At 73.0% G+C, this 18,807-nt stretch carries 17 protein-coding genes; 4 read left to right on the top strand and 13 right to left on the bottom strand.

Annotated features, from left to right (window positions below; all coding sequences use genetic code 11):
• Nucleotides 1–126 precede the first annotated feature (126 nt).
• The 3 genes from DRV96_RS06445 to DRV96_RS06435 are packed head-to-tail and all read right to left on the bottom strand — an operon-like array spanning nucleotide 127 to nucleotide 2,022.
• On the bottom strand, nucleotides 127–522 hold the full coding sequence (locus DRV96_RS06445; protein ID WP_119289050.1) for a SirB2 family protein: 396 nt from the start codon (nucleotides 520–522) through the stop codon (nucleotides 127–129).
• A gap of 39 nt (nucleotides 523–561) precedes the next feature.
• Nucleotides 562–1,548, bottom strand: a complete 987-nt coding sequence (locus tag DRV96_RS06440) for a zinc-dependent alcohol dehydrogenase family protein (protein ID WP_119289220.1) — start codon at nucleotides 1,546–1,548, stop codon at nucleotides 562–564.
• A gap of 30 nt (nucleotides 1,549–1,578) precedes the next feature.
• Nucleotides 1,579–2,022: a universal stress protein gene (locus tag DRV96_RS06435; protein WP_119289048.1), complete on the bottom strand. Its 444-nt coding sequence runs from the start codon at nucleotides 2,020–2,022 to the stop codon at nucleotides 1,579–1,581.
• A gap of 173 nt (nucleotides 2,023–2,195) precedes the next feature.
• On the opposite strand from DRV96_RS06435, the gene DRV96_RS06430 reads away from it, so the two are divergent.
• Entirely contained in the window at nucleotides 2,196–2,378 is a 183-nt protein-coding gene (locus tag DRV96_RS06430; RefSeq protein ID WP_119289045.1) for a DUF3606 domain-containing protein, read from the top strand.
• Between the two features lie 31 nt (nucleotides 2,379–2,409).
• Here DRV96_RS06430 and DRV96_RS06425 read toward each other — a convergent pair whose 3' ends face one another.
• The 9 genes from DRV96_RS06425 to def form a co-directional block, all read right to left on the bottom strand.
• Nucleotides 2,410–4,731: a PAS domain S-box protein gene (locus tag DRV96_RS06425; protein WP_162910968.1), complete on the bottom strand. Its 2,322-nt coding sequence runs from the start codon at nucleotides 4,729–4,731 to the stop codon at nucleotides 2,410–2,412.
• Between the two features lie 176 nt (nucleotides 4,732–4,907).
• The gene (gene pyk / locus DRV96_RS06420) at nucleotides 4,908–6,341 is read right to left on the bottom strand and encodes a pyruvate kinase (RefSeq protein ID WP_119289040.1); all 1,434 of its coding nucleotides are present in this window, start codon (nucleotides 6,339–6,341) and stop codon (nucleotides 4,908–4,910) included.
• A gap of 52 nt (nucleotides 6,342–6,393) precedes the next feature.
• The gene (locus DRV96_RS06415; RefSeq protein ID WP_119289038.1) at nucleotides 6,394–8,724 is read right to left on the bottom strand and encodes an NADP-dependent malic enzyme; all 2,331 of its coding nucleotides are present in this window, start codon (nucleotides 8,722–8,724) and stop codon (nucleotides 6,394–6,396) included.
• Between the two features lie 85 nt (nucleotides 8,725–8,809).
• The gene (locus tag DRV96_RS06410; RefSeq protein ID WP_119289036.1) at nucleotides 8,810–10,003 is read right to left on the bottom strand and encodes a phosphoglycerate kinase; all 1,194 of its coding nucleotides are present in this window, start codon (nucleotides 10,001–10,003) and stop codon (nucleotides 8,810–8,812) included.
• Between the two features lie 98 nt (nucleotides 10,004–10,101).
• Nucleotides 10,102–10,431, bottom strand: a complete 330-nt coding sequence (locus tag DRV96_RS06405) for an AzlD domain-containing protein (protein ID WP_119289034.1) — start codon at nucleotides 10,429–10,431, stop codon at nucleotides 10,102–10,104.
• A gap of 82 nt (nucleotides 10,432–10,513) precedes the next feature.
• Nucleotides 10,514–11,248, bottom strand: coding sequence for an AzlC family ABC transporter permease (locus tag DRV96_RS06400; protein ID WP_119289032.1), 735 nt, complete (start codon nucleotides 11,246–11,248; stop codon nucleotides 10,514–10,516).
• Nucleotides 11,249–11,314: 66 nt separating this feature from the next.
• The gene (locus tag DRV96_RS06395) at nucleotides 11,315–11,680 is read right to left on the bottom strand and encodes a hypothetical protein (RefSeq protein ID WP_210756985.1); all 366 of its coding nucleotides are present in this window, start codon (nucleotides 11,678–11,680) and stop codon (nucleotides 11,315–11,317) included.
• Nucleotides 11,681–11,730: 50 nt separating this feature from the next.
• Entirely contained in the window at nucleotides 11,731–12,693 is a 963-nt protein-coding gene (gene fmt / locus DRV96_RS06390; protein WP_119289218.1) for a methionyl-tRNA formyltransferase, read from the bottom strand.
• 32 nt (nucleotides 12,694–12,725) lie between these two features.
• The gene (gene def / locus DRV96_RS06385; RefSeq protein ID WP_119289030.1) at nucleotides 12,726–13,238 is read right to left on the bottom strand and encodes a peptide deformylase; all 513 of its coding nucleotides are present in this window, start codon (nucleotides 13,236–13,238) and stop codon (nucleotides 12,726–12,728) included.
• Between the two features lie 223 nt (nucleotides 13,239–13,461).
• Between def and DRV96_RS06380 the strand changes: the two genes are divergently transcribed.
• The 3 genes from DRV96_RS06380 to DRV96_RS06370 all read left to right on the top strand — a co-directional run bounded on the left by DRV96_RS06380 (nucleotide 13,462) and on the right by DRV96_RS06370 (nucleotide 16,304).
• Nucleotides 13,462–14,631, top strand: a complete 1,170-nt coding sequence (locus tag DRV96_RS06380; protein WP_419187038.1) for a LysM peptidoglycan-binding domain-containing protein — start codon at nucleotides 13,462–13,464, stop codon at nucleotides 14,629–14,631.
• 16 nt (nucleotides 14,632–14,647) lie between these two features.
• Entirely contained in the window at nucleotides 14,648–15,742 is a 1,095-nt protein-coding gene (gene dprA / locus DRV96_RS06375; protein WP_119289026.1) for a DNA-processing protein DprA, read from the top strand.
• A 109-nt stretch (nucleotides 15,743–15,851) separates the two neighbouring features.
• Entirely contained in the window at nucleotides 15,852–16,304 is a 453-nt protein-coding gene (locus tag DRV96_RS06370) for a Smg family protein (protein WP_119289024.1), read from the top strand.
• Between the two features lie 113 nt (nucleotides 16,305–16,417).
• Here DRV96_RS06370 and DRV96_RS06365 read toward each other — a convergent pair whose 3' ends face one another.
• The gene (locus DRV96_RS06365) at nucleotides 16,418–18,778 is read right to left on the bottom strand and encodes a DUF1631 family protein (protein WP_119289022.1); all 2,361 of its coding nucleotides are present in this window, start codon (nucleotides 18,776–18,778) and stop codon (nucleotides 16,418–16,420) included.
• Nucleotides 18,779–18,807 lie beyond the last annotated feature (29 nt).

The following is an 18,807-nucleotide window of genomic DNA, read 5'->3' as shown; positions in this document are numbered from 1 at the left end:
TGCGTCCACCCCATCGGCAGACGCGTTGCGATACTGGTGATCCATACAGGGGTCGGGAAGTCTACGCCGCGGCGCAGCGCGCGGGAAGTGCCCCGGCTGTGGCGTGCCGGCCGACGCTGACGCCGGTCAAGGCCGCAGCAGCCCCAGGGGATGGCGCGTGACCGCCACCGTGACCATGAAGCCAAAGACGGCCAGCGCGGCGACGAGGCAGCCGGCCTTCGCGCGGCGCGTCGGCGCGCGGCGCAACGCCCATGCGCCGAGCACGACGTAGACCGCCAGCAGCACCAGCTTGACGCCCAGCCAGTGGTCGCGCAGCGGGTTCAGCCCGAGCCGCACCCACAGCGTCACGCCGGCGGCGAACAGCAAGGTGTCGAGCGCGACGCTGGCGATGCGCAGCCACATGCTCAGCGGCCAGCGCGCGCCGCCGAGCACCGCGAGCGCACGCAGCGCGAACAGCGCGCCGCTGGCGCCCACCAGCGTGACGTGCAGGTGGCGCAGCGCGGCATAGGCCTCGGGCGACATCGTGGTGCGCCGTCGCAGCGCGGGTGCGACGCGCGCCGCTCACGCGGGCGGCGGGTGCAGCACCGCCGCGCCGGCGAAGCGCCCGGCGCGCAGGTCGTCGAGCGCGCGGTTCGCGTCTTCGAGCGCGTACGGCACGGTGTGCACGCGCAGCGCGATCTCGTCGGCGAGCTTCATGAAGGCGTCGCCGTCGGCGCGCGTCAGGTGGGCCACCGAGAGCAGGCGCCTCTCGCCCCACAGGATCGCGTACGGGAACGACGGGATGTCGCTCATGTGGATGCCGGCGCACACCACCGTGCCGCCCGCGCGCACCGCGCGCAGCGCCACCGGCACCAGCGCGCCGACCGGCGCAAACAGGATCGCCGCGTCGAGCAGCGTCGGCAGCGCATCGTCCGACGAGCCAGCCCACACCGCGCCGAGGTCGCGCGCGAGCTGCTGCGCGGCCGTGTCGCCGGGGCGCGTGAACGCGTAGACCTCGCGCTGCTGTGCGACGGCCACCTGCGCGATCAGGTGCGCCGCGGCACCGAAGCCGTAGAGGCCCAGCCGCGGCGCGTCGCCGGCCATCGCGTAGGCACGGTAGCCGATCAGCCCGGCGCACAGCAGCGGCGCGGCTTCGTCGTCGCGGTAGCGCGCCGGCAGCCTGAACACGTAGCGCGCGTCGGCAACGACCTGCCCCGCATAGCCGCCGTCGAGCTGCCAGCCGGTGAACTTGGCGTGCGGGCACAGGTTCTCGCGCCCGGCGCGGCAGTGCTCGCAGCTGCCGCAGGTCCAGCCGAGCCACGGCACGCCGACGCGGTCGCCGACGGCCAGACCGCTGACGCCCTCGCCGAGCTCGGCGACACGGCCGACGACCTCGTGCCCCGGCACGACGGGGCGCCCCGGGTGCGCGAGGTCGCCGTCGACGAGGTGCAAGTCGGTGCGGCACACGCCGCAGGCGGCCACGCGGATGCGCACCTGGCCCGGCCCGGGGCGCGGCAGCGCCTCGCGCCAGACGGCCTGCAGCGGCCGCCCCGGCGCCACGCACTCCATCGCGAGCCAGCGCGCCATCGCCGGCTGCCGTCAGTGCAGCACGAGCAGCGGCAGCGTCGAGCGCGCGAGCACCGCCTTGGTGTGCGAGCCAAACAGGAACTCGCCGAACGCGCCGCGCCCGTGCGTGACCATCACGATCAGGTCGCAGCCGCGCGCCTGTGCCGCGTCGACGATGGCCTGGTCGACCAGCGGCGCCTGCTCGTAATGCCCCTCGAACGCGACGCCGGCGGCGCGCGCGCGCTCCTCGAAGCGCGCGAGCACCTGCTTGGCGTGCGCCTCGGTGCGCCGGTCGTGCAGCTCGGTCTCGTGCTCGACGATGGCCGGCGCGCGGCCCACCGCCGGCAGCGGCGGCGTCGGCTCGGCGACGAAGCCGACGACGACGGCCCCCAGCGGCTTGGCCAGCGCGAGGCTGGCGTCCATCGCGCGGCTCGACAGGTCGCTGCCGTCGACCGGCACCAAGATGCGTTTGAACATGATTCGGCTCCTGCGCTGCAGCGGCCCGTCGGCATCCGTTGGGCGCTGCGATGCGGGCAGTCTAGGCACGGGCCGCGGCCGCGTCTTGACCTCGCGCAAGACTGCGTCGCGCCGCCGTGAGCAACGGTGCGCGCCGGCGGCCTACGATGCCCGTGCCGACAGGAGACGCCGCGATGGACACCGACCAAGCCCCCTTCGAGCCGCTGGACCCGGGCCGCATCAACCCGATGGACCCCGTCGAACTGGCGTACTGGTGCCGCGAGTTCGGCTGCACCGAGGCGCGCCTGCGCGAGGCGCTGGCCGCCGTCGGCGAGCACGTCGCCGAGATGCGCGCGTGGCTCGCACAGACGCGCTGAACGCCCGCGTCGGCGGGCACCGCGACGCCGCTCAGCGTGCGGCGCGCCCCAGCATCTCGTCGACGACGCGCAGCAGCTGCGCGATGTCGAGCGGCTTGGTCAGGTAGGCGTCGAAGCCGGCGGCCTTCGCGCGCTCGACGTCGCGCGGCATCGCGTTGGCCGACACCGCGACGACGGGGATGCTGCGCGTGGCCTCGCTGCGGCGCAGGCACTCGAGCACCGCGAAGCCGTCCATGTCGGGCAAGCCGATGTCGAGCAGGATCAGCGCCGGGCGGTGCACGCGCGCGAGCTCGAGCCCGAGGCCGGGGGCGATCGCCGTCAGCAGCCGGATGTCGCTGCGCGTCGCGAAGATGCCCTCGATCAGACGCAGGTTGGCCGGGTTGTCCTCGATGCACAGCACCTCGCGCGGCGCGGCGCCGTCGGCCGCGGTCGCCACCGGCGGCGGCGACTCGGCCGGCGCATCGCCGACCGGCGGCGCCGCCAGCGCGAGCCGCACCCAGAACGTGCTGCCGACACCGGGCCTGCTCTCGACACCGACGGTGCCGTCCATCAGCTCGACGAGACGCTTGGTCAGCGCCAGACCGATGCCGGTGCCCTGGATCTGGCGCGCCTCGGCGTCGAGGCGCTCGAACGGCACGAACAGGCGCGCACACTGCTCGGCGGTCAGCCCGGCGCCGGTGTCGCTGACACGGATGCTCACGTGCCCGGGCTCGGCGACGCACGCGACGCTGACCGAGCCGAGCGGCCGGTTGTACTTGACCGCATTCGACAGCAGGTTCAGCAGCACCTGCTTGAGCCGTGTGCGGTCGGCGCGCACGTGCACGTGGCACTGGCCCGGCGGCTCGAGCAGCTGCACGCCGCGCGCGTCGGCCTGCGGACGCACGAGCTTCAGGCACTCGTGCAGCAGCGGCAGCAGCGCCACCGCGTCAGGGCTCACGCTCAGCTGGCCCGATTCGACGCGCGCGAGGTCGAGCACCTCGTCGATCAGCGTCAGCAGGTGGCGCCCCGCGGCGACGATCTCGCGCACGTGCGCCGCTTGCTCGGCGGTCGCGCTCAGGCCGAGCAGCTGCCCGAAGCCGAGGATCGCGTTCAGCGGCGTGCGCAGCTCGTGGCTCATGCGCGACAGGAACTCGCTCTTGGCGAGGTTCGCGCGTTCGGCCTCCTCCTTGGCCGCCTGCAGCTGGCGCGTCTGCGCCAGACGCTGCGTGATGTCGCGCACGAACGCGAACAGCAGCGGCTCGCCGGCGAGCTGCACCTCGCTGACGCTGACCTCGACCGGCACCACGCTGCCGTCCTTGCGCCGGTGGCGGGTGTCGAAGCGGTCGAAGCCCTCGCGGCGCACGCGCTCGATGTGCGCGGCGACGTCGTCGAGACTCTCGTCGGCCTCGATGTCGGGAATCGAGAGCTGCAGCAGCTCGTCGCGCGTGTAGCCGAGCAGCCGCGCGAACGCGGCATTGGCGTCGCGCAGGCGCCCCGCCGGGTCGGCCGCGAAGAAGCCGTCGTTCGTGTTCGCGAGGATCAGCTCGGTCCGGCGGCTCTGCCGCTCGAGCTCGGCGGTGCGTTCGCGCACGCGCTGCTCGAGTGCCTCGTTGGCCTCGCGCAGCGCGCCTTCGGCGCGCTTGCGCTCGCTGATGTCGCGAGCGAAGCAGAAGCCGTAAGACTGCCCGTCGACCGGGATGTGGCTGGCGGTGATCTCGACCGAGAACACGCTGCCGTCGGCGCGGCGGTGGCGCGTTTCGAAGACGACGGCACCTTCGCGCTGCAGGCGCTGCAGCAGCGGCGCCCACTGTGCCGGCGTGAAGTCGGGGTCGAAGCTCCAGACCTCGCGCCCGACGAGCTCCTCGGTGCGCAGCCCGAGGCTGCGGCAGGCCTGTTCGTTGCAGCGCGCGACGCGGCCCTGGCCGTCGATCCAGAACGCCGCGTCGGGGCTGTGGTCGATCGCGAACTGCGTCAGCTCGAGCTGGCGCTCGATGCGCCGGCGCTGCGAAGCCTCGCGCTCGGGGTCGACGGCGTGCAGCGCACACAGCGCTCGCCGCGGCGGGCCGGCGTCGAGCCGGATCACGCAGAACTCGGCGTCCCACGCGGTGCCGTCTGCCCGCCGCTGGCGCCAGCCGAAGGCACCGGCCGCAGCGAGCGCACGCTCGGCGAACGCGGCCGCGCGCGGGGCGTCGGGCGGCGACAGCTCGTCGAGCGGCCGCCCCTGCAGCGCGTCGGCAGCGACGCCGTACTGCGAGGCGGCCGCAGCGTTGCTGCCAACGAGGCGGCCCGCGTCGAGGTCGACCTCGACGACGGGCAGCGGCGACGACGCGAAGTCGGCGAGCGACAGGCGGCGGGAGGGCTCGGCGGCGGTCAAGGCTGGCTCCAGGGCACGGTGGCGCTCGTCGCGGCCGCGCCGGCCGTCGCCATCGGACGCCACGCGAGGGACGATGCCCCTGGAGGGATCATCGCATCGCCGCCCACACCGCCGCCCCGGGGCAAACGCGCGGGCGGCGCAGCGGCATCCGCGCCGTCATCGGCTGCCGTGCCGCGTCAGCCGACGCGGCAGACCTTGAGCATGTTGGTGCCGCCGGGGTAGCCCATCGGCTCGCCGCAGGTGATCGCGTAGGTGTCGCCGGGCTTGAGCACGCCGCGCTCGACGAGCAGCGCCTCGGCGTCGCGCAGCGCCTCGTCGCGGTCGGTGTGCACCGCCATCAGGATCGGGCGCACGTTGCGGTACAGCGCCATGCGACGCAGCGTCGCGCGCTGCGTCGTGACGCCGTAGATCGGCACGTCGATGCGGTGGCGGCTCATCCACAGCGCCGTCGAGCCGCTCTCGGTCAGCGCGACGATCGCCTTGCAGCCGAGCTGGTACGCGGTGAAAAGGGCCCCCATCGCGATGCTCTGATCGATGCGCCCGTAGCGGCGCGCAGCGAAATCGGCCTCGACGAGCCGGTACTCCTCGGCGCGCTCGGCGGCCTCGCAGATCGAGGCCATCGTCTCGACGGTCTCGACCGGGTACTTGCCGGTGGCGGTCTCGGCGCTGAGCATCACGGCATCCGTCCCGTCGTGCACCGCGTTGGCGACGTCGCTGACCTCGGCGCGCGTGGGCACCGGGTTGACGATCATGCTCTCCATCATCTGCGTCGCGGTGATCACGACGCGGTCGTGCGCACGCGCGAGCTTGATCATGCGCTTTTGCAGCGCCGGCACCGCGGCGTTGCCGACCTCGACGGCGAGGTCGCCGCGCGCGACCATGATGCCGTCGCTGGCCTTGAGGATCGCCTCGAGCTGCGGGATCGCCTCGCTGCGCTCGATCTTGGCAATCAGCCCCGGCTTGTGGCGCCACGGCTCGCCGGCGACGTTGGCGAGCTGGCGCGCCATCTCCATGTCGGTGGCGCTCTTCGGGAAGCTCACCGCGAGGTACTCGCACTGGAACGACATCGCGGTCTTGATGTCGTCCATGTCCTTCGAGGTCAGCGCCGGTGCGGTCAGGCCGCCGCCCTGCTTGTTGATGCCCTTGTTGTTGGCGAGCACCCCGCCGACCTTGACGACGGTGTGCACTTGCTCGCCGCGCACCGCGGTGACGTCGAGCACGAGCAGGCCGTCGTTGAGCAGCAGCGTGTCGCCGGGGCGCACGTCGCGCGGCAGCTCCTTGTAGTCGAGGCCCACGCGCTCGTGGTTGCCCAGCCCCGTGTAGCCGGCATCGAGCACGAAGGACTGCCCCGGCTCGAGCACGGTCTGCCCACCCTCGAACTTGCCGACGCGGATCTTGGGCCCCTGCAGGTCGGCCATGATCGCGACCTCCTTGCCCACGCGCTGCGCCGCTTCGCGCACCGCGTGCGCGCGCTCGACGTGGTCGGCCGCGCTGCCGTGCGAGAAGTTCAGCCGCACCACGTCGACGCCGGCGCGGATCAGCCGCTCGAGCATCTCGGGCGACGACGTCGCCGGTCCGATGGTGGCGACGATCTTGGTCTGACGGGGCATGCAAGGGCTCCAGGAAGCGCGGCGATTATCGCGAGGGGGTGACGCGCCGGCCTCAGCGCGCGCCGGCCACGTCGGCGACGACGAGCGCCGTCATGTTGACGACGCGGCGCATCGTCGCCGACGGCGTCAGGATGTGCGCCGGCCGCGCCGCACCGAGCAGGATCGGCCCGATCGTCACACCCTGGCCGCCGGTGGTCTTCAGCACGTTGAACAGGATGTTGGCCGCGTCGAGGTTGGGCAGCACGAGCAGGTTGGCCTCGCCGACGAGCGACGAGTCGGCGATGAAGCGGCGGCGGATCGCCGCATCGAGCGCGGCGTCGCCGTGCATCTCGCCGTCGCACTCGACGCCGGGCGCGAGCGCCTTGAAGCGCTCGGCCGCGGCGCGCATGCGCCGCGCCGACGCGCGCTTGGACGAGCCGAAACACGAGTGCGACACGAACGCCACCTTCGGCGGCAGCCCGAAGCGGCGCACCTCGTCGGCGGCCATGCGCGCGATCTCGGCGAGCTGCTCGGCGTCGGGCTCGTCGTTGACGAAGGTGTCAGCGATGAACAGCGTGCGCCCCTCGAGCAGCAGCGCGTTCATCGTCGCGAACGTGCGCGCCTGCGGCTGCAGGCCGATGACGTCGCGCACGTGCTCGAGGTGCGCATCGAAGCGCCCGACGAGCCCGGTGAGCATCGCGTCGGCCTCGCCGCGGCGCAGCATCAGCGCGCTGATCAGCGTGTTCGAGCGCCGCACCGCGGCCTTCGCGATGTCGGGCGTGACGCCGTCGCGCTTCATCAGCGCGTGGTACAGCTCCCAGTACTCGCGGTAGCGCGGGTCGTCCTCGGGGTCGGTCAGCTCGAAGTCGACACCGGGCTTCAGCCGCAGGCCCGCGCGCTCGAGACGCATCGCCACCACCGCGCGCCGGCCGACGAGGATCGGCTGTGCAAGGCCCTCGTCGCACACGACCTGCACCGCACGCAGCACGCGCTCGTCCTCGCCGTCGGCGTAGACGACGCGCGCCGTGCCCTTGGCGCGCTGCGCCTTCGCGGCGGCGAAGACCGGGCGCATCACCATGCCGGTCTGGTAGACGAAGCGGGTGAGCGACTGGCGGTACGCGTCGAGGTCGGCGATCGGCCGCGTCGCGACCCCCGACTCGACCGCCGCCTGCGCGACCGCCGGCGCGATGCGCAGGATCAGCCGCGAGTCGAACGGCTTCGGGATCAGGTAGTCCGGCCCGAAGCTCAGCTCCTGCCCGGCGTACGCGGCGGCGACCTCGTCGCTCGTCTCGGCCTTGGCCAGCGCGGCGATCTCGCGCACGCAGGCCAGCTTCATCGCCTCGGTGATCTTCGTCGCGCCGCAGTCGAGCGCGCCGCGGAAGATGTACGGGAAGCACAGGACGTTGTTGACCTGGTTCGGGTAGTCCGAGCGGCCGGTGGCGACGATGCAGTCGGGGCGCGCCTGCTTCGCGAGCTCGGGCCGGATCTCGGGCTCGGGGTTCGCGAGCGCGAGGATGATCGGCTTCGGCGCCATCGTCGCGACCATCTCGGGCGTCAGCACGCCGGCTGTCGAGCAGCCGAGGAACACGTCGGCGTCGCGCACCACGTCGGCCAGCGTGCGCGCGGCGGTGACCTGGCAGTAGCGCTGCTTGCTCTCGTCGAGGCGGCCGGCCTTTACGTCGTCGCGCTCCGACTGGATCACGCCCTTGCTGTCGACGACGAAGACGTGCTCGCGCTTGACGCCGAGCGCGACCATCGTGTCCAGGCACGCGATCGCCGCCGCGCCGGCGCCCGAGACCGCGACCTTGATCGCGCCGATGCTCCTGCCGGTCAGCTCCAGCCCGTTGAGCAGCGCGGCGCTGGAGATGATCGCGGTGCCGTGCTGGTCGTCGTGGAACACCGGGATCTTCATGCGCTCGCGCAGCTTCTTCTCGATGTAGAAGCACTCGGGCGCCTTGATGTCCTCGAGGTTCACGCCACCCAGCGTCGGCTCGAGCGCGGCGATGATGTCGACGAGCTTGTCGGGGTCCTTCTCGGCGAGCTCGATGTCGAAGACGTCGATGCCGGCGAACTTCTTGAACAGGCAGCCCTTGCCTTCCATCACCGGCTTGCCCGCCAGCGGCCCGATGTCGCCGAGGCCGAGCACCGCGGTGCCGTTGGTGACGACGCCGACCAGGTTCGCGCGCGACGTGTACTCGGCCGCGGCCGCCGGGTCGTCGGCGATCGCCAGGCACGCGTAGGCCACGCCCGGCGAGTACGCGAGCGACAGGTCGCGCTGGTTCGACAGCGGCTTGGTCGGCGTGACGGCGACCTTGCCGCGGGTGGGTGCGCGGTGGTACTCGAGCGCGGCGTCGCACAGCGCCTGTTCGGCCGGCGACAGGTCGGCCGTCTTCGAAGGGGGCATGGGTCGTCTCCTCGTGCGTCGTTCGACGACCCGCAGCGTACCGCGGTGCGCCGGCGGCGATTGCGCCGCCGGCGTCAACACTGAATCAACCGGCCGCGCGCTTGGCGAGGATCTCGAACGCCGGCAGCGTCTTGCCCTCGAGCACCTCGAGGAAGGCGCCGCCGCCCGTCGAGATGTAGCCGATGTCCTTCTCGATGCCGTACTTCGCGATCGCCGCGAGCGTGTCGCCGCCGCCCGCGATGCTGAACGCGGGACTCGCAGCGATCGCGCGCGCGACCGTCTCGGTGCCCTTGGCGAAGGCGTCGAACTCGAACACGCCCACCGGCCCGTTCCAGACGATGGTGCCGGCGGCCTTGAGCTTGTCGGCGAGCATCGCGGCCGTCTTCGGGCCGATGTCGAGGATCATGTCGTCGGCGGCGACGTCGCCCGCCGCCTTCACGGTGGCCGGCGCGTCGGCCTTGAACTCCTTCGCGACGACGACGTCGACGGGAATCGGCACCTCGGCGCCGCGCGCGGCCATCGCGTCGATCACCGCCTTCGCCTCGCCGACGAGGTCGGGCTCGGCCAGGCTCTTGCCGATCGGCAATCCGGCGGCGAGCATGAACGTGTTGGCGATGCCGCCGCCGACGATCAGACCGTCGACGTTCTTCGCGAGGCTCTGCAGGATCGTCAGCTTGGTGCTGACCTTGCTGCCGGCCACGATCGCCAGCAGCGGGCGCTTGGGCTGCGCGAGCGCCTTCGTGATGGCGTCGATCTCGGCGGCCAGCAGCGGCCCGGCGCAGGCCACCGGCGCGAACTGCGCGATGCCGTAGGTGCTCGCCTCGGCACGGTGCGCGGTGCCGAACGCGTCGTGCACGAAGATGTCGCACAGCGCGGCCATCTTGCGCGCCAGTGTCTCGTCGTTCTTCTTCTCGCCCTTGTTGAGGCGGCAGTTCTCGAGCAGCACGACCTGGCCGGGCTTGACGTCGACGCCGTCGACCCAGTTCGCGACCAGCGGCACGTCGCGGCCGAGCAGTTCGCCCAGGCGCTTGGCCACCGGCGCCAGCGAGTCCTCGGGCTTGAACACGCCCTCGGTCGGGCGGCCGAGGTGGCTCGTGACCATCACCGCGGCGCCGGCCTTGAGCGCCATCTCGATGCACGGCACCGACGCGCGGATGCGCGTGTCCTCGGTGATGCGGCCGCTGTCGTCCTGCGGCACGTTGAGGTCGGCGCGGATGAACACGCGCTTGCCGGCCACCTGGCCTTGCGCGACGAGATCGGCGAAACGAAGGACGTTCATGGGCGGGTCTCCGTGGGGGGGGTGCAGGGCGGGCGGCGTCGATACCCCTCATTGTATGAAGGCCATCGCTGCGCCGGAACCGCGATTGTGGTCGCTCGCTACCAGCCCAGGCCGAGTCGCAGCACGAGCATCACCGCGGTGCCGCTGACGATGGTGCCGAGGATGTCGCGCCGCCAGAAGTAGTACGCCGTCGCGGCGGCGACGGCGAACAGCCGCGCGTCGCGCCAGGTGTCGATCAGCCGGCCCTGCGTCATCACGACCTCGGGCGCGACGACCGCCGCCAGCGCCGCGAGCGGCGCGTAGCGCAGGCCCTCGCGCAGCCAGCCCGGCATCGGCACCTCGCGCCGCGGCAGAAAGAAGAACGCGCGCGTGACGACGGTGATCACGCCGAGCCCGACGATCGTCAGCGCCACCTCCCACCCGTTCATGCCAGCGCTCTCCTCCGGTCATGGCGGAACCCCCTCTGCGCGGGAGGAACGCGCTCGCTTTGCAACGGCCATGCGGGAGCGCTCATCGCCGCACCCTGCGGCGCCCGGGGGCGTGGTCGATCAGCAGCGCGATCGCGACCGCCGCGGCGATCGCGACGACGATGTTCAGCCGCAGCGGCAGCGCGTACGCCGCGACGGCGGCGCACGACGCGACGCCGGCGGCGACCCAGCTCGCGCGGTCGTGGAGCAGCGAGTAGCTCACACCCAGCAGCGCGATGACGCCGGCGAAGCCGAGTCCCCAGTGCGTCGGCACGAGGTCGGCGAGGAAGATGCCGGCCAGCGACGCCGACTGCCACGACGTCCAGTTCGTCGCGACGCCGCCCCAGAAGTACGGCAGCTGCTCCGGCGCCGGCTTGGGCTCGGGGAAGCGGCGCATGAACAGCACGTAGTTCAGGTCGGCGGTGAAGTAGCCCACGCGCAGCCGCATCGACAGCGGCAGGTGCGCGAAGTACGGCCGCCACTGCGCGCTGAAGATCACGAAGCGCAGGTTGACGCACAGCGCGGTGGTCCACACGACCCAGATCGGCGCGCCCGACGCGATCAGCGGCAGCGACGCGAGCTGCGCGCTGCCGGCGTAGACGACGAGCGACATCAGCACCGACAGCGGCACGCCCAGCCCGCTCTTGACCATCGCGACACCGGTGACCATGCCCCACGCGGCGATGCCCAGCGCGATGCCGGTCATCTCGCGCGCGCCGCGGCGGAACTCGGGGTGGCGCCAGGTCGGCACCGGCAGGGCAACGGTACTCGGGCTCATCGGCCGCATTGTCGGTGGCAGCGCATGACGCTGCCGGGGCGGCCGCGGTGCCGCGCCGCGGGGCGGTCAAGACGGCTCGCGCTTGCCGCGTTCGGCGCGCTCGGCGCCGTCACCGGCGGCCGTGCCCGGTGCCGTGAGCTGAGGCGCGACGGCCTCGATCTGGTTCTCGCGCATGTAGTCGTTCATTTCGCGCCAGCCGGCGAAGATGGCGGCCTTGTCGGCGCGGCGGTTCAGCGCGTAGCAGTCCTCGATCGCGCGCCCTGCATGACGGCAGGCGGCGCCGATCGCGCGTCCCTCGGCATCGCGCCGCTCGGCCACCTTCGCGGGCGTGTCGATGCCCAGCGCACCGAGGTCGCAGCCGGCCAGCAGCGACGTCGCGGCGAGCAGCAGCGGGGCGAGGGGCAGGCGGATCGACGCGGACACGAGCGGCATATCGGCCGCCGTGCGCTGCGACTTGAGCCGAGAGCGACGACGTGCGGCGCTCAGCGCCCCGGGCCGAGCGTGGCGCCGACCGCGAGCGGGTGCGACTGCAGGAACGCCGCCGCGCCGACGCGGCGCCCGCCCGGGCGCTGCAGCTCCAGCAGGTCGAGCGCGCCGCGCCCGCAGGCCACCGTCAGCCGCCCGCCGCCGGCGGCGAGCACGGTGCCTGGCGGCGCCGCGGGCGCGTCGCCGCGCACCGCGGCGCGCCACAGCTTGACGGCTTCGCCGCCGGCGTCGAAGTGCAACCCCGGCGCCGGGTCGAACGCGCGCGCGCGGCGCTCGATCGCGGCGGCGTCGGCCGTCCAGTCGATGCGCGCCTCGGCCTTGTCGATCTTGTGGGCGTAGGTCACGCCGTTGGCCGGCTGCGGCGTGCACGCCAGCGTGCCCGCCGCCGCGCGGCGCAGCGCCTCGACGACGAGGCGCGCACCGAGCACAGCCAGCCGCTCGTGCAGCGTCGCCGTCGTGTCGTCGGCGCCGATCGGCACCGCCTCGGCCAGACACATCGCGCCGGTGTCCAGGCCCTCGTCCATCTGCATGATCGTGACGCCGGTCACCGCGTCGCCGGCCTCGATCGCGCGCTGGATCGGCGCCGCGCCGCGCCAGCGCGGCAGCAGCGACGCGTGGATGTTCAGGCAGCCCACACGCGGCAGCTCGAGCACCCAGCGCGGCAGGATCAGCCCGTACGCGGCGACGACGAGCACGTCGGGTGCGGCGGCCTCGAGCGCGGTGCGCGCCGCGGCGGCGTCGTCGGCGAAGCGGCCGTCGAGCCGCAGGCTGCGCGGCTGGGCGACGGCCACGCCCAGCGCCTGCGCGAGCTGCTTGACCGGCGAGGCCTGCAGCTTCATCCCGCGGCCGGCCGGCCGGTCGGGCTGCGTGAGCACCAGCGGCACCGTGTGGCCCGCCGCGGTGATGGCGGCCAGCGCGACGCGGGCGAACTCGGGCGTGCCGGCGAAGGCAACGCGCAGCGAGGACGCCTCAGGCACGGCGACGCGCAGGTTCAGACGCGCTGCTCGTCGCGCGCGCGCTTGATCAGCTTGCTGCGGATGCGCTCGCGCTTGAACGGGCTCAGGTACTCGACGAAGACCTTGCCGAGCAGGTGGTCCATCTCGTGCTGCACGCACACCGCCGTCAGCCCGTCGGCGTCGAACTCGTACGGCTGGCCATCGCGGTCGAGCGCGCGCACGCGCACGCGCGCGGGGCGTTCGACGCGGTCGAAGATCGTCGGCACCGACAGGCAGCCCTCCTCGGCGGTGGCGGTCTCGTCGCTGCGCCAGACGATCTCGGGGTTGATCAGCACGCGTGGCTGGTCGTGCGTCGGCGAGGTGTCCATCACGATCACGCGCTCGTGCACGTCGACCTGGGTGGCCGCGAGCCCGACGCCGTCGTTGGCGTACATCGTCTCGAGCATGTCGTCGACGAGCTGGCGGATGCGCGCGTCGACGGCCTCGACGGGCCGGGCCACCTTGTGCAGCCGCGGGTCGGGGTAGCGCAGGATCGTCAGTCGGGCCATGGCGAGGTACCCCGCACGGCCTGCTCGCGACGCCGCGCGAGTGGGCCGTTGCTTCGTTGCCGTATCAAGACGTTAGGGGCAGAATCTTCGGGAAATCATGAGCATTTTCGCCGATCGGGTCCGCGCCGGGCGGTGCATGCTTGGATAACCTCGCGACACGCGACGGCGTGTGCCGCCGGCGCCGCACAACACGTTGGGACCCCCCGTGGAGAGTCTGTTCATGATGCACCGCCCGCCTGCACGCGTGAGCGCGCGCCGCCGCACTGCGCTGACCGTCACCGGCCTTTGCCTGGCCGGATGGGCCGTCCCGGCCCTCGCGACGAACTTCCCGGTGCTGCCGCAGTGGCGGGCGACGGCCGAGCAGGTCGCGCAGGCCGGCGTGCCGCTGTCGGAACTCGCGCCGAACGCGCCCGACAGCTACACCGTCAAGCGTGGCGACACGCTGTGGGACATCTCGAAGCTGTTCCTCACGAGCCCGTGGCGCTGGCCGGAACTGTGGGGCATGAACCTCGAGCAGATCCGCAACCCGCACCTGATCTACCCCGGGCAGATCCTGGTGCTCGAGAAGGCCAACGGGCGCGCGCGGCTGACCGTCGCGCAGCCGGTCGGTGACGGCGGCGTCGAAAAGCTGTCGCCGCGCGTGCGCTCGGAGCCGCTCGGCGACGGCGCCATCGCATCGATCCCGCTGCACCTGATCGCACCGTTCCTCAACGAGGCCGTCGTGTTCAACAGCGACGAGCTCGCCAGCGCGCCGCGCGTCGTCGCGGCGCAGGAAGGCCGCGTGATGATGTCGCGCGGCGACACGGCCTACGTGCGCGGCGACATCGCCGACCTGCGCGACTGGCGCGTCTTCCGCGAGGCGCGCCCGCTCGTCGACCCGCAGACGCGCGAAGTGCTGGGCTACGAGGCGCGCTTCGTCGGCACCGCGGAGTACGTGCGCCCGGGCCGCGTGCAGGCGCGCGCCGACGGCAAGGACGAGATCGTGCCGGCCACGTTCCGCGTCACCAGCGTGCGGCAGGAGGTGGGCATCGGCGACCGGCTGGCCCCGGTGGCCGAGCGCGACTTCGCGAGCTATGCGCCGCATTCGCCGGCCCGCCCGATCGACGGGCGCATCGTCTCGATCTACGGCGACGCGCTGACCGCCGGACAGAACCAGATCGTCGCGCTCAACCGCGGGCGCGCCGACGGCCTCGAGCGCGGCCACGTGCTCGCACTGTGGCGCGACGGCACGCGCGTGCCCGACCGCACCGACCCGCAACGCCCGCTGATCAAGCTGCCCGACGAGCGCCACGGCCTGCTGTTCGTGTTCCGCGTGTTCGACCGCGTTTCGTACGCGCTGATCCTGAACGTGCTCGACCCGGTGCGCCCCGGCGACCGCTTCACGCAGCCCTGAGGGCGGCCGCGCGGGCATGGCCGGCGTCGACGACGAGCTCGCCGCCTGGCTGCGCCTGCTGCTGAGCCCGGGCGTCGGCCGCGACGCCGCCCGGCGCCTGCTCGCCGCGTTCGGCTCGCCGCAGGCGGTGTTCGCCGCCTCGGCCACCGCCCGCCGTGCCGTCGTCCCGCCCTCGCTGGCCGAGGCCTTGGCCACCCCGCCCGAGTCGTGGCAGGCGCAGTGCGACGCCACCGCCGCATGGCTGGCCGGCGACGGGACGCGACGCATCGTCACGCTCGGCGACGCGCTGTACCCGCCCGCACTGCTGCACACGGCCGACCCGCCGCTGCTGCTGTTCGTGCACGGCCGCGTTGAACTGCTCGCCGCGCGCGACGCACTGGCCATCGTCGGCAGCCGCAACCCGACGGCGCAAGGGCGCGACAACGCACGCGCGTTCGCCGCGCACTTCGCCCGCGCCGGCTGGACCGTCGTCTCGGGGCTCGCACTGGGCATCGACGGCGCGGCGCACGAGGGCGCGCTCGAGGGCGGCGGCGGCACGGTCGCGGTGATGGGCACCGGCATCGACCGCGTCTACCCGGCACGCCACCGCGAACTGGCGCACCGCATCGCGCGCGACGGCGCGCTGGTCAGCGAGTTCCCGCTCGGCACGCCACCGCTGGCGGGCCACTTCCCGCAGCGCAACCGCCTCATCGCCGGGCTCGCACGCGGCACCCTGGTCGTCGAAGCGGCGCTCGAATCGGGCTCGCTGATCACGGCACGGCTGGCCGCCGAGGCCGGGCGCGAGGTGTTCGCGATCCCGGGCTCGATCCACTCGCCGCAGTCGCGCGGCTGCCACGCGCTGATCAAGCAGGGCGCCAAGCTCGTCGAGACGGCCGACGACGTGCTCGGCGAGTTCGGCAGCGCGCGCGGCGTGCCGGCCGCCACACCGGCGCCGGCGCCGCGCGACCCCGTGCTCGACGCCCTCGGCCACGACCCGGCCACGCTCGACGCGCTGGCCGCGCGCACCGGCTGGCCGGCGGCCGACCTGGCGGCCCGCCTGCTCGAGCTCGAACTAGAAGGGCACGTGCAGCGGCTGCCCGGTGGGATGTATCAGCGGCGCGAACGCGCCTGAGCCCCGCGCACCGACGCGGCGTGCGGCCGGTGGCGACGAATTCCCGCGACGGCGCCGCGGCCGCGACGATGCCTGCGCACCCCAAGGACCCGTCGGGTATAGTGGGCCGATGTTCGACGTGCTGGTCTATCTCTACGAGAACTACTGGCGCCCCGACGCGTGCCCGAGCCACGACCAACTCGCGCGCAAGCTGACGGCCGTCGGCTTCGAGTCGGACGAGATCCAGGAGGCGCTGACTTGGCTCGACGGGCTGGCGCAGGCCGCCGAGTCGTACACCGGCGAGCAAAGTGAGCGCGCGCTGCGCGTCTACTCGCCGGCAGAGCAGGAACGCCTCGGCGCCGAAGCGATCGGATTCATCAGTTTCCTCGAGGCCGCCGGCGTGCTGCCGCCGCCGATGCGCGAGATGGTGATCGACCGCGCCGCGGCGATCGGCTCCGGCCCGCTCGACCTCGAAGACCTGAAGATCATCGTGCTGATGGTCTTCTGGAGCCTCGGCGAAGAGCCCGACGCGCTGATCCTCGACGAGCTGCTCGTCGACGTCGACGAGCGCCTGATTCACTGACGCGCGGTCCGCGGGCCATCGCGCGTCGGCCGGCAGACACCACCCGGCCGACCTGACCGGTGCGCGGGCATCGGCCACCCGCCAGGACAACGCCGCAAGCCCTTGCGGGCGGATCAGTTCAGCAGCCGCGCCGGATCGACGTCGAGCTTGGCCAGCGCGGTGCGCGTCGCGCGCACCGTCAGCGACTCGTCCTGCGCCGGCTGCAGCAGCCCGGCCTGCAGGAACGCGGCCAGCGGCTGGCGCTGGAACAGCACGCAGCGCCCGCTTTGCGAGACGAACAGCGACAGCCGGCCGCGCAGGCCGCGCCAGGCCAGCTGCACCGGCTCGACGCGGCCGCGGTAGTCGAGCATGAACCAGCTGCCGACCTGCAGCTCGAGCGCCCACGCCATCATCGCCGCGGTGGGCATCGAGCCGCCGGCGGTGACGACTTCGAGCTCGCTGCTCTCGTAGCCCGACAGGTCGAGCACGAGCGACTCGTCGATCTGCAGGTTCGCCGCCTCGGGCAGCATCTCCTCCAGGCCCTCGAGCCGCTCCTTCAGTTCGTCCAGCCGCGCGGTCGGGATCGCCGCAGCCTTCGCGGTGAAGGCTGCGGCGAGCGCGTTGTTCAGCTCGGCGATGCGCTCGTCCTGGCGCTGCGGCGTGTAGCCGGCAAACGCCATGCCGTCGCGCAGCGTCTTGAGCAACGGCGGCAGCCGCCGGATCACCTCGGCGCGCTCGTCACGCGTGACCTTGGCGCCGGCCGACCAGATCAGGTCGGCCGCGGCGCGCTTCATCGTCTTCGTCTGTTCGCTGTGGGCACCGGTCTTCAGCGCCGTCATCGCGAGCACGTCGGCCCAGACCTGGAACAGGAACTGGCGCACGCCCTCCTGCACCGGCACGTTCTCGAGCATCCGGCGCAGCTCGATCGTGTACTGGATCGCCTTCTCCTCGCGCTGCTCGACCTGCTGCGCGAGCGACACGCCCTTGCGGCTGACCGCGTGGGTGTCCTTGAAGTAGCGCTCGAGGAACTTCTCGAACTCGATCAGCACGGTCTGGAACACGCGCCGGCCGGTGTCGGGGTACGCCTCGACGACCTGCACGATGCGCTTGATCTCCTGCTCGAGCGCGTCACCGGCGGCGAGCACCGTGCTGTCGAAGCCCATCACGCACGCGCCCATGCGGTCGATCAGCCGGCGCGCCGGGTGGTCGATCGTCGCGAAGAAGTCGGGTTCGCTGACCGCCACCCGCAGCACCGGCATCTGCAGCCGCGCGAACCACACCCGCACCGACGGCGGCAACCGCTCCTCGGTCAGGATGCTCTGGAACAGCAGCGCGACGATCTCGATCGTCGCGCGCTCGACCGGCGTGGCCGCCGCCTTCTTCAGCGCCTGCTTGTGCTGCTGCAGCGGCTCGAGCAGCGCCGGCGCCGTGACCGCCCCCCCCTGCACCGTGGCCGCCTCGAGCTTGGCGCGGATGCTCTGCTCGGCCACCGCCATCGCCTGCCGCAGGTTCGGCGACGCTGCCGCACCGACCGGCCGCGTGGCCGTGAAGCCCGGCAGGTGGCGGCTGACGAGGCGCGTCAGCCGGCTCAGCACGGCCTGCGCCTGCTCGGGCCCCTGGTGCATCGCGGGTGCGCGCGTCATCAGCCGCGTCTCGTCGCCGATGCCGCCGCCCGACGCGCTGCCCCCGGTGTGCCCGCCCGACCCGCCAGATCCGCCGGTGCGGCCCCTGCCGGCGCTGCCGCCACCGCCTCCACCCCAGCCACCAGCAAACGCCGCTGGCGGCGCGCCGTGCGCGCCGGTGATCGACGAGTAGCCGGTGTCGGTCGTCGCGGCCGACTCCTGCTGGCGCCGGATCATCGGCCGCAGGTCGACTTCGGGCAGCACGCCCTGCGCGGCCAGCGCGCGGTTGACCTCGTGATAGGCGAGTTCGACCAGATCGGCGAAGGCCTCGTGCAGCGACGACTGCAGCTCGCGCCAGCTCGACAGCTGCAGGCCGCAGCGGCTCCACGCGTCGACGACGATGCGCGCGAGCACGTGGGCGCGCAGCATGTCGTGCGCTTCGAGTTCCTCGCGCCCCTCGAGCGACGCCATGCGCGCGCGCACGTCGGCAAACTCCCACGACGCGCGGTCCATCATCGCCAGCGCGAGCCGCGAGCCGAGGATCTCGCGCTCGATCGTGTCGTCGTCGACGAGCGACAGCGGCTCGCGCTGCCCAGCGGCCGGCAGGCTCGCCGCGCGCGTGCCCGAGGCCCCGTACAGCAGCGCGTTGCGCAGCGCGCCGACCATCGCCTGGTGCCAGCTGGCCGCACCGCGGTGCAGCTCGAGCGCCATCTCGCGGCGGCGGAACGCGACCGCCGACTCGGCCGGCTTGTCGCGCAGCACGTTGGCCGCCTCGACGATGCCGTTGACCAGCCCGGGCAATCCCTTGACCAGCTGCTCGGTGTACAGGCGCCGGGCCTGCGCGGCCAGGCTGGACGGATCGACGTTGGCCATCGAAGGCGGTACGGCCAAATGTTGCCGGA

The sequence above is a fragment of the Azohydromonas sediminis genome (assembly GCF_003574675.1).
Lineage (GTDB): Bacteria > Pseudomonadota > Gammaproteobacteria > Burkholderiales > Burkholderiaceae_C > Calidifontimicrobium > Calidifontimicrobium sediminis.
This window is presented reverse-complemented; position numbering and strand designations above follow the sequence as displayed.